8 protein-coding genes and 1 pseudogene are annotated in these 11975 nt (G+C 34.4%); 4 read left to right on the top strand and 5 right to left on the bottom strand.

Annotation, left to right across the window (positions count from 1 at the left end):
- Positions 1-44: 44 nt before the first annotated feature.
- Positions 45-128: pseudogene (locus O4M77_RS03470) on the bottom strand (IS5/IS1182 family transposase); the annotation flags it as partial.
- 695 nt (positions 129-823) lie between these two features.
- Here O4M77_RS03470 and O4M77_RS03465 point away from each other — a divergent pair.
- A complete protein-coding gene (locus O4M77_RS03465) occupies positions 824-1555 on the top strand; it encodes a Fic family protein (RefSeq protein ID WP_104426531.1) in 732 nt (243 codons plus the stop codon).
- A gap of 157 nt (positions 1556-1712) precedes the next feature.
- On the opposite strand, the gene O4M77_RS03460 is transcribed toward O4M77_RS03465, so the two are convergent.
- A complete protein-coding gene (locus tag O4M77_RS03460) occupies positions 1713-3578 on the bottom strand; it encodes a hypothetical protein (protein ID WP_228203543.1) in 1866 nt (621 codons plus the stop codon).
- Positions 3579-3903: 325 nt separating this feature from the next.
- Between O4M77_RS03460 and O4M77_RS03455 the strand changes: the two genes are divergently transcribed.
- From O4M77_RS03455 to O4M77_RS03445, 3 genes are all read left to right on the top strand, one after another.
- Positions 3904-4758 (top strand): hypothetical protein, encoded by an 855-nt coding sequence (locus tag O4M77_RS03455; protein WP_104426532.1) that lies wholly within the window; start codon positions 3904-3906, stop codon positions 4756-4758.
- A gap of 26 nt (positions 4759-4784) precedes the next feature.
- Positions 4785-6212 carry a hypothetical protein gene (locus O4M77_RS03450; protein ID WP_104426533.1) on the top strand — a complete coding sequence of 476 codons (1428 nt, stop codon included), beginning with the start codon at positions 4785-4787 and terminating at the stop codon, positions 6210-6212.
- A 165-nt stretch (positions 6213-6377) separates the two neighbouring features.
- Positions 6378-6725 carry a hypothetical protein gene (locus tag O4M77_RS03445; RefSeq protein WP_323713834.1) on the top strand — a complete coding sequence of 116 codons (348 nt, stop codon included), beginning with the start codon at positions 6378-6380 and terminating at the stop codon, positions 6723-6725.
- A 47-nt stretch (positions 6726-6772) separates the two neighbouring features.
- Here the strand turns inward: O4M77_RS03445 and O4M77_RS03440 are convergent, their stop codons facing one another.
- Genes O4M77_RS03440 through O4M77_RS03430 form a run of 3 tightly spaced genes read right to left on the bottom strand, consistent with a single transcriptional unit; the run spans position 6773 to position 11975 of the window.
- Positions 6773-8485, bottom strand: a complete 1713-nt coding sequence (locus O4M77_RS03440; protein ID WP_323713833.1) for an AAA family ATPase — start codon at positions 8483-8485, stop codon at positions 6773-6775.
- A 7-nt stretch (positions 8486-8492) separates the two neighbouring features.
- The gene (locus O4M77_RS03435) at positions 8493-11012 is read right to left on the bottom strand and encodes an Hsp70 family protein (RefSeq protein WP_032068270.1); all 2520 of its coding nucleotides are present in this window, start codon (positions 11010-11012) and stop codon (positions 8493-8495) included.
- Between the two features lie 12 nt (positions 11013-11024).
- Positions 11025-11975, bottom strand: a complete 951-nt coding sequence (locus tag O4M77_RS03430; protein WP_223241183.1) for a hypothetical protein — start codon at positions 11973-11975, stop codon at positions 11025-11027.

The following is an 11975-nucleotide window of genomic DNA, read 5'->3' as shown; positions in this document are numbered from 1 at the left end:
AATTAGGGGCGCTTTGCATTTCAAATCTTTGTGCAACAAAGCCCCATTTCACTAAAAACTGCTCGAGGTACACCAACCAAGCGCTGGAATTCAGAATCTGAAAAACGATTTAATTTCTGATATTTCATGAAATCTATATTGAGGCAGTTTTTACTTTCGCAAGAGGTCTACTATAAATTGATCTGTTTAATTTGGGAGAGTTAAACAGATTTTTTTCTTGAAAAAAATTATTTCTCTCCTAGCCGAAATTCTTCCGGCACTAACAGCCCCTTCAAGTTATTGAGCGGGTTTTTTCTTTTCTTGAATCGTACCGGGTTTGTCGGAGCCTTTTGTATTTCATTAGCTTATATTAAAACCTGCGCACCAACTTTTAATAATTGAAATTTCTCAGCTGTATAGGTGCATAAAGATCATTAAAAAATAAGCTAAAGCATCTTCTCGGATTCACAACTCACCTTAGGAATATCCATCATCTAACAAACTGAATATCTTAAGGAATTTTTTTAATTGTATTTCTCTTAATAAAAGTCAATAAGTTGATAAGAGCAAGATTGAGATGGTGTCAATTGAACTCAACTCCTAAGCTATTGATTTAGTGAACCATAAAGCCAATAGCATTTTTCCTGTACCCATTTTTTACCCAAATTAGATTTAGTGCATTGAATCACAAAATTTATTTTGTTCAAATCCATTAACAGGATTTGAAATGGTGTCCCGATATTAACACGTACGCATTCAATATTAAAAGTAATGTTATAACATTACTTTTTTATATTTATTTTTTTCATGTATCATTCAAGAGTACAACTTCAGGGTGAAAGTTATGTTTGACAATATAGATGCTTTAAAAACAAAATTAGATCAGCATCGTCCTCTTTCTCCTGCAATTGTAAAAAATCTACAAGAAGATCTTATTGTTCGCTGGACATATCATTCAAATGCAATTGAAGGCAATACACTGACATTGCTAGAAACAAAAGTGGTTTTGGAAGGCATTACCGTTGGTGGAAAAGCATTACGAGAACATTTCGAGGCAATTAACCATAGAAATGCGATCTATTATGTTGAAGATATTATTCGTAAAGAAGAACCTTTTTCTGAATGGCAGATTCGTAATATCCATCAACTCATTCTAAAAAATATCGATGATGACAATGCAGGACGTTATCGCCAACAAAACGTGTTGATTTCAGGTGCTACGACTAACCCACCCGACTATACACTGTTGAATGATAAAATGGCTCAGCTTGTCGATTGGTACAATACTGAGGCACATAAGCTACATCCTATTGAACGTGCAGCTAAAGTACATGCAGACTTTGTAGGCATTCATCCATTTATTGATGGGAATGGTCGTACATCACGCTTATTGATGAACCTCGAATTGCTTAAAGCTGGTTATCCACCCTGTGTCATCACAGTTGAAAATCGATTGGCATATTATGAGGCATTGGATCAATGGATGGCTTTCGGAAAAACAGAATCTTTTATCAAACTAGTTTCCGATGCTGTATTAGAAGGATTTAAACCGTATCAAGTTATTTTAGGTCTTTAAAGAAGCTCAGCTTGTACACAAAAAATATCAAATTTTGGGTGTAGGCAAGCCTGAATAGCCACCGAGTTCGATAGCTCCTTCAGCAACTGAAAAACTTAGCCTTTGACGACTTAATAACAATATGGGCAAGTTACTTACTTGCCCATATTTAATAGCTTTAATCTTTTAATTCATAGCAAAGTCTAAAGCCAGTTTTTCTACCTTTATATTTACCTGTAGAATCCAATACTGGAGTTGGTTTGGCAATATAGTTATAAAATCCCGTTAATGTTTTACAACAAACACAAGTTTTATTATTTAACCATTCTCCAAAATTTTTGGAATCAATAAATCTAAGTTCGTGCTTTTCTAAGTATTTCACATCTTCAAATTTCAATTGAATTTTTTGGAAAGATTTTTCCTTCATATAAGGTGGATGACCAAAAATCTTGTCTCCATTTTCATCATAAAAACTCAGACAGTTGTATTCGAACTCTTCATTAGGTTGACCTATAAAAGATGTTTCTCCATTAAAAGTTCTGTTTAAAGGTGGCGAATAAAAACTCAATCCCGAATCATCATCGATCTTTTCAGAAAAGGGGGAAACCTCTATAAACTCATCATAAGTTAATAAGCGGCTCTCGACTTTATTCTTCCGATTAAACCAACTGATAAATGCCATTACATCATACCAAGTCAATGATACAGGCAACGACGTATCTTCATCAGCATTTACTGATTCTAGATTATCAAGCAAACCTTCTTGCTCAAAAACATCCGCTCTACCTTCTAAGTACAATGGGTTTGAAATTAAAAATTCCTGAAAGTCTTCAATTGGGATTAAATCTGAGACCATCAAGCATTTGCCATTTTCTAACCTAATCTTTTGAAATTTTGGCAATTCAATAGAAGAGCCCAAATCTACGAGTGTTTTGGCATAATCAATATACAAAGAGCGTTTTAATAACTCTTCTGTGCCAGGATAGTCACATGCTTTACCACCAGAAAAATAATACTCTGTTTCTGCTTGATGTGACTGCTGTTGCCTATTTCCCTTAAATTCAAAGTAGAACCAACGCTTAAAATGATATTCATCATCAAATTTAGGTACGTCAGCTCTTTTCAAGTACGGTTCGTAAATTTGATGTTTAAATTCTTCATCACGTTGATTTTTAAAAAGGAAGTCATATTCACCTTTTTCACCTTTTAAAAAAATAAGATTTTCATTAAAAGGGATTACTTCAATCCAACCTTGATTGACTTCCTCAATGCGCTGAATAAACAAGTTCATCTTTTTATTACAATGTATCAGACATTTTTCTAAAGCTGATTCATTGTTATTATAAATTTGAAAAACTAGCTCTTTTTCCCTAGGTTGAATCAGCTGATCTCCAAGCAGGTTGAAACCAGCCTGGATATAAAATAAATCTCCACCAATCACGATATCAATCAGTGATCTCGTATTTGGCTGTTTACGCTTCAGAGGTACTTCTAATGTAGGGTTTTGAAGAGCTACATCTACATTTGATGAATCATTTTCATCATAGGGGTTCTGATGTAATCCATAATCAGAATGATCAATTTCAAAATTGTAGATACCTATACCATCATCGAAGTATTGATCATAACGAAAGTTATATCCTGTAAAAATTTTGTCTGGAATAGGGCTATCGCTATAAAACAGTCGATCAGATACATCTTGACGTTGATGTTTTAAACGACTTGCTCCATCACATGGAAACCTTGGCTCAATCAAATCCGCATATTGGCTTAAGTTATGGTCTTCCATAAAAGGTTTTAGGATTTGCTCATAGGCATCCAAAAATCCTGAAAAACCACCTTTAAAACCCAATGAATGAACAAGAGCATTTAAGAGCGTGCAATGACCTATTTTTTCACGATCGCGAGCTACGCTGTCAACCGATTGTTTAATTAATTTAGGTTCTAAACCAAATATTGGCAGAATATGAAATTTTTTAAGAGGTAAATAACCCACAACAGGTAATTGGGTAAAAAAATGTCTTTTAGAAAATGCTTTTAACATATTAACATCCGTTATATTTCGACAGGAAATAAAAAGCCTTCAACTAAATCTTTTGATTTAGAGACATACTTACGAAATAACGGATTTGGTCTTATTTAAGAATATAAGATGAGGTTTTTTTGTTTAAGAGAGTATGAACTCTTAACCGCAGGCTAAAACTCAACCTAAGCATGATTGCTCATTTGAAGCATAGGCAAACTAAAACTTTTTGTCAACAAGCCAAAATGTGAATATTAAAAAAATATTGAATTACAATTCTGATAAAAAATAATAATATATATAAAACAGACTTCACAAAAATCACATAAATATGTAAGGGTACAAAATGTTAAACGGTGATTTAAAAAAAAATGCTATCGATAAATTTGAAAATGCTAAAAAGATTTATGAAGACCTAGGGCAAGAAGTAGGTTCAAAGTCTGAAAAGTTAATGAATCTCAGAAAAAATGATGCCCACAAAATTATTTCAAAAATTGAGGCTCTATTTAGTGCAATTGCGAATAAGCCTAAAGAATTTGATAAAACATTTACTGAATACAAAGCTGAATTTAAAGTCTTTAGCGACATCTTAGAGAAGATTCGAGAAAATGCTCGCTTGGTCGACCTACAAGCTGGTAGCACTGCGGGAGCTGGAGTTGCTGCTGGCGCTGGAGTTGCTGCATTTGCACCTACTGCAGCTATGGCCATTGCAACTACTTTTGGCACAGCATCTACGGGCACGGCCATTTCTGCATTAGGTGGTGCTGCAGCTACTAATGCTGCATTAGCTTGGTTAGGTGGAGGAGCTCTTGCTGCAGGTGGTGGTGGTATGGCTGCAGGTAATGCTTTATTGGCACTTGCAGGACCAGTAGGCTGGGCAATTGGTGGTACAGCATTAGTCGGAAGTGCACTTTTTGCACGCAGTAGAAATGAGAAAATTGCTAAAGAAGCTGATGAAAAAAGAAAGGAAATCGAAGTTCTAAATAGACAATTTAAAGCCGCGTCCTTAGAAGTGGAAAAACTTACGGAAGAGACACAGAAGCATATTGTGGGGATGCAATCTCAATTAAGAACGCTAGATTCAACACTCACCACACTTGATTATAATCAACTAGATGGCGGCCAAAAAGCACTTATGATTTCATTGAAAAATCATGTAGAGAGCTTATGTCTACTTATGAAAAAGAAAGTTGAGCTCTAATTTAATTAAATCATCAGGCAATATTAATGCAAACAACTTCAGTACAAGACCAGATTTCTAGTGCCATAGTCGATGGCATTAATGTTGCTCGACTGCACGACGAAATTACTCAACTTAATTTGCAGGATCAATGCTTTATTAATTCAATGAAGCATGTTGATCAAGTTCGAGAGTTTATTGGAACACCTGAAAATATTTTAGGTAGCGATCTTACTAAACATGGAGAAATTGCAGAACAAGTCGAAGTAGGTATTCGTAATGCAAGAGATGCTCTTGCAGGTGATACAGTCAGAGCTACCTTTGAAGGAGTGGGACGCACTGCGCCCGAAGATTATTTGATTGATGGGATTCAGGTTCAATCAAAATTTATTAATGGTTTGCGTAACAACCTTGATCATGTGCTCAAACACATGGACAAGTATGAAAACTTTGGTCGTGACGGATCTTATTATCATATTCCAAAAGATCATTATGAATTGATTTCTAAAATTCATCGCGGTGAATCTATTGAAGGTTTAAGTCAAAAGACTATCAATTCTGTTCAAGCAAAAATTGAAGAAATCCAAACCAAGTCTGGACAGCCATTTAATGAGGTGGTTCGTCCTGGGGTATCTGATTATGCTGAAGTTCAACAAGGACAAGTGCATGAAACATTAAATAAGCACAGTGTTGACCTAGAACAACAAAATGAAAAACTGAAAGACATTATTCACGATAAACATCAAGCCAACTTAACAGAAGGGCTAAAAGCAGCTGGAGCTGCAGCAGCTGTTGGTGGTGCTATTGCCTTGAGTTCCTCTTTATATCTTAAATATAAAAATGAAGGAAAAAATTTATTTAAGGGCGAGCTAACTAAAGAAGACTGGAAAGAAGTTGGATTAGATACAGCTAAAGCATCCGCATTAGCAGGTGTAACTGGTGCTGCAGTTTATAGTTTGACTAATTGTGCGGGGTTAGCTGCCCCCTTAGCCGGTGCATTTGTTACCGCATCAAAAGGGGTAAGCTCATTAGTACATGACTTTTACCAAGGGAAATTAACTTTCGAAGAGTTTCAAATGAATTCAATTTTTGTTTGTGCTGATAGCGCAGGTGTTGGTCTTGCTGCCCTAGCAGGACAAACATTTATCCCTATACCAGTCTTAGGCGCTGTCATTGGTTCAATCGCAGGAAAGTTTGTATGTGAAATTTTATTAGGTGAAGATAAAAAGCTAGCACAGAAGATGGAAGCTTCCATGCAACTTTTTGTAGCTAAGGTTGATGAAGTTTATATAAATGTCATAAATAAAATTAATACTGAATTTGAAAAAATTGCTGATTTAAGAAGTAAAGCTTTTGACTTGAGTACAAATATTTCAATTGTAGAGTCCAGTATTATGTTAGCTCGTGCTTATGGAGTCGAAGAATCAAAAATATTGAAAAATGAAAATGATTTACAAAGTTTTTTGTTTGACTAAAACAATTAGACATATGCAAAGTAAATGAACTAAGGTAAAAAAACCGCAAATTTTAATATATATTTTTCAACAAAATTACTTGATTGAAATGGGATCTAAAGTTAAATTAAGTTGATAATTTTATTAAAAAATAAAATTCAATTAACTATGAAATAAGGAGTAATTATGGGTTTTTTTGATTCTTTAGTAAGTGCAGGAAAAGCTGCAGGAAAGGCAATGACTGATGCTGTAACAAAAAAGCAGCTTGAGCAATGGGATAAAATGGAGCGCGCATCAGAAAGTAGACTTATTGATTTCTATAAGCAAAATAATACTTCAGAACGTAGTAATGCAAGTAACCGAGCTTTAGCTTTAGCAGCCATAAATAACCAAAATCAATATAAAGCTCGTGAACTATTAAGAAATGATGAAGACGCAAAACGGGCTCTCACAAGACTACGTGAAAAAATCAGTCTCGAAGAAGGCCGCAGCGCAGATGGACTCAGAGACAGTATTGATAGACTGATAAAATAATTAATAGTAATAATAGATAGTTTGTAATATCAAACTATCTATTATTTTTAAAACTGACTGAACCTATCATCATTTCTTACAGATGGTTTATACTTCTCAATGATCGTTTTAAAGAATATATCGTTAATCTGACAATCTTCCTTTAATGCTAATTTAGCAGTCTCATTTACTATATATCTGAGATCGCTAGAAGTATAACCAACCATTAATATAGCTAAGTTGAACAAATCCAAATCATCAGAACAAGGTCTATTTTCTAAATACTGTTTTAGCATTCCCAATCGAGCATTAAAGTCTGGAAAATCTATATAAATATGCTTTTCTAATCGTCCTGTTCTTAACATCGCAGGATCTATAGCTTTGGGGCGATTTGTGGCTCCAATCACAAGAATACCCTTCTCACCGCAATTTGTTATTTGTGATAAAAACTCATTCACTTCACTTGCGTAATGGTGAGTCAAATTTTCCTGACTTCGGTTAGGTAATAATGCATCAATTTCATCAATAAAAATAAGCGAAGGATTACTCTCTTCCGCTTTTCTAAACAACTTAGCTATCTTTTCTTGTGTACCATGTATATATACACTAGCTAAGTCAGATGGTTTAATTTCAAAATATGAATAACCTATTTCCTCTGCTAGACATTGTGCAATAAATGTTTTACCACAACCTGGAGGCCCATAAAGTAGTATACCGGTTAATGGTTCCACTCCATATTTTTGATATTTATCCTTTTGGATTAAAGGTTGAATAACATCTATATCTAACTGTTGTTTTAGATCATCCATACCAGCAATTTTCTGTAATCCTTTTTTATTCTCGATCTTACTATTTTTGATTTGAAAATTAGCGTTAGATTCTTTTTTATTTATCATCTTTAAAAACTGATACTTAGAATCCAAATTAAATCCAGATATTAAATCTGATTTTAATTCTTGAAAATTTAAAAATAAATTTTGGCAATTTTTATCGAAAACTATTTTAAAAACATTATCTACCTTTTCATAGGTGCTTTCATAAAAAGATAAAGGGGTTGATGAATAGCTAGCTCTATGAAGTTCTATACGCTGCCTAATTGAAATAATATCGTCAATTTCCCAATCAATATCATAATTCCATGGTTGAACACCTGTAATAGATTTATAAAATATAATCATCCATGAAAAAACGTCGTTTCCAATATAATTCTTTTTAAAAAGACGGTTATTAGATTGGTATGCCAAGTAAATTTTTTTAGCTTCTTCTGAACTAAATTCACTAACTTTAACCAAACATAAAAAACTATTAATTTTATTTAAACTATAATCTAAGTATATATAACTAGGATTAATATTTTTGTGCATTATTTTCTGTGAATGCAAATAATCTAATGTGTCCAAAATTGGAAATAAAATTTCTGAACTCTCAAATATACTTAATTTAAGTTTTCGTCTTAATAAATCTTCGAGTGGTTCACCTGAAATATAATTATTAAGAAAATAGTAATATGTTATTTGATTATCAATAAAATTTTTCAATTCAGATTGAATTATCAAATTTTGATGTCGTAATTTCGAATATTTAAGTAAGGTTTTTTCTAATAAATCTAAATCTATACTTGGGAGCTGTTTATTTTGAATAATTTTAAGTAACTTCAGGTCACAAGTTTCAATATCAACGACGCGGTACACTTCACAGCAATCATGCTCACCAAGATATGTTTGTACTTGATATCGATTAGCAATAATAGATTCTTTTGGAAATGTACCGACTCGTGTCATCTTAACCTCAACGTCTCAACAGATCACTATTTACATTCTGCATAGCCGCTTTACTTTCAGGACTCATCAATTGCACAACTTCCCATACAGCTTGCTCAAGTCGATCTTTATTAGGGTTCATATTGAGTAGTTGTTTGAGATTCTGTACTCCACGATAGGCTTCTGAGCGATTTGTCCATTTAATATCCTCAAAACACTCATCTAAATAATATACAGCGCCTACCCAGAAACTAATATCTTGCCCCTGTAGCTCAAAAGCCATTGATGATAATTGGTCCGTTAACTTCTTCGCAGACTGAATATCTCTAGCAGCAATTACTTGACGTACATGCTCTTCTGACTCTTCAACGATGCGATTTGTCTGAGCATTGCCATATCGTTTATTTTGCATGATTAAATCGTTCAGTGCCTCTTGAAGCTCTTGCTTCACTTTTGGCCACTCGCCTTCTGCTTCTTGCTTATCCAATTCAATTAAGGAGTCTTGAAGTTTAGCTTTTACTTCCTCTTTACTAGAACGCTCATGACCTCGTTCATTTAACACTTGTTCAGCCTCATCCAACTGTACAAGCTGCTTCTCAGCTTCTGAACTCCCTTCATTAGCAAGACGTTGTGCAGTAGATTTTGCTACCACAATCTCTTTTTGTAATTCTTCTTTTTTAATATCTTTTTCAATTGTGGTTTCAATCACAACATCAAAGCTTTCATCTAATGCAGGTAGATACACCGACAGCTTACCACGACGTGATGCATCAATATTTAAAGTAACTTCAACATCGCTACCTGCTGGAAGGAAAGCTGAAATATCTTGGCCTGTTATAGCAAATTTACCAAAAAAAGTATTTAGAATTGCCCGTGATCCATCATTTCCACGACTTAACTCATATATTGGAATTAGAATCTGATCTTCCTTAAGACCTGGACGTATATCTTTCATGGTTTTGAAAGAACCTTTACCTTTTGCTGGCAGTGTCTTATTTTTTTCTAGTCCGGATAAAGGATATACACCTTGCTTATTATCTACCGTATCGTAAACTTCAATACCAACGTGATATGGCAGTGTTGCATTGGCAATTTTCATACCCTGAATAATGGTAATTGAGTTTGGCTCACACGGAATATTCGAACCATCTGGACCAGAGAGCTTAATATTAAATTGGTTGGTTTTTCCTTCATTCAACATTAATTCTATAATTTCTACATCGCCTTCAACTAACACCTTACCAGAAGACCAACCACTATCTCCGCGAATGATTTCTAAAGTAAAAGTAGCGGGTAAATTCGCTGTTGATTGTTCACGATCGATACGTATCCCTAAATTTTCCTGGGTTTCTACAGTCGTTTCTGGATATTTCAAACTTAACTGAGCTTTTGAACTATCGCGTTTTTGTAATTCACGAGGGATGTCTTTTGTTGAAGCAAATAAAGCAGCTCCTTTTGCAACCGCTGTCATTGGATCAATACTAGTATCTATCTTCTCGGTGATTTGCTCTTTCAACATTCTACGTAATGTTTGCTGGAAAGTTGGCCCCCCAACTAAAATCAGTGACTCTAAATCTTGGCCACTTAAGTTATTACGCGATAATACATTTTTAACAATATCGATTGCACGCTGAAAAATTGGAACACATACTTTTTCATACTGCTCTAAACTAATATCGAGATCCGCTTGAATTTCTTCTCCATCATCATCTTCACCTAGGTCTTCAAGGAAATGTCCCCATTTTTCTTTGGAAGATAAAGTGATTTTTGCTTCTTCAGCATATTTTTTTAATGCATCTTGAAGTAGTTTTTTAGTACTTCCATTTTCGAGAGTATCATTTAATTCACATTGTTTTTCTAATTCTGGAATTAATAACTGATCGACAATAGCATTATCCAAATTTTTACCACCAAGATGGTTATCACCTTCGGTATCTACTACTTTCATTATCCCTTCTTCAACATGCATTAATGCTGCATCAAAAGTTCCTCCACCGAAGTCGAATACCAACCAATACCCATTTGCATTGTTTGCTTTCATACCGTAGGCAATTGAAGCAGCAATCGGCTCTTGTAATAATTCACAATAATTAAAACCCGCTAATTCAGCTGCCCTCTGTGTTGCATCTAATTGACTCTGTCTAAACATTGCAGGAACTGTAATAACAGCAGAGATAATTTCTTCATCACGGATATAACCTTTCAGTTTTTTTAATACTTCCGCAGACAACTCTTCTGAAGAATATGTTCTATGCATATTAGAAGACGCATACTGATGGTCTGTTCCCATTGTACGTTTAAATTCTTGATAGCCATTAGGCTCAATTTGCTTTCTATTCCGGAAATTTGAAGCTGCTTCTCGTTCTAACGCATTTTTTGCACTCAACCCTACAAAAATTGTTTGCTTTTTATTAAAAGAAACAATTGATGAGGTAGTGTCCATTTGATTATCATCACTTTTTATAATTACTGCTTCACCATCTTCCATCCGAGCAATTGCTGAATTCGTAGTACCTAGATCAATACCGTAATCAATTTTTTGACGCATTTTTATAGTTCCTTAACCCACACTGACTTCTACATCTGCCATACGAATCATTACACCTTTGAAATTTACTTGAGGCGTAACAACTTTAGAAATAATACTTTGACCTTGTTCTAGATCATCACTTGGAATGAATCGTGATTGAATTGATAAATTCTCACTGAATTCCATACCTGTATGATCAATAATTTCATAACCTTGCTCAGATAATTCATCTTCTAAACGCTCTAACGACTTGCTTAGTGGCTTCAACCCTTTTGTATCTTCAGGAAGTGCTGCAAGACGTTTACGCATACGATGAATTTCATCTGCGAGTTTTAAAGGCAAACTATGATCCGGTTCATTATTTTGTTGAACTACTGGGACTATCTTCGCTTGTTCTTTTAACTGAGTTAATACTTCATGTAAACGGTCAGCAAGTTGGATATCAGACTTCACAATATTTTCTTCAGTTTGCCGCACATTATCCAACGCTAACTTCACCTGAGATGATAGATCTTCATTCGATTGTGATTGCTTCTTACGAAGTAAAAGATAACTTGCCGCAATTAAACCCACAGCAAAAATAAGTCCAATCAAAGCAGCTATCGTGCGTGCAGTAATGCTGTCATAAATTGTTGCCGTAGTTTGTGCTGTTGTTTTATCAAGCTGATTGAGCTGATCTACAGTTTGTTGTTGAGCTTTGATGCTTTCCTGTAATCTATTTTCTAAAATGCCAATATTTTCATTTAACTTTTTAATTTCCAGTTGATGCTGTTTGTCTTGTTCACTAATTTTTACTGTTAAAGCTTTTTGTTGTTTAAGACTATCTGTTTTAAACTGGTCAAATTTCTCTAGTGTTTGTCTGTTTATTTTTTCAAGTTCCACCAGTTTAACTTTAACGTCTTGCGGTATTTGCTCATTAGATGCCGCTGATACATGTCCTAACATCCCAGCCAATACAATAAATACAGCAATTCTTTTCAT

This window comes from Acinetobacter sp. YWS30-1 (assembly GCF_033558715.1).
In the GTDB taxonomy this organism is placed as follows: domain Bacteria; phylum Pseudomonadota; class Gammaproteobacteria; order Pseudomonadales; family Moraxellaceae; genus Acinetobacter.
Note: the sequence above shows the minus strand (reverse complement) of the source record. Positions and strands in the feature narration are given on the sequence as shown.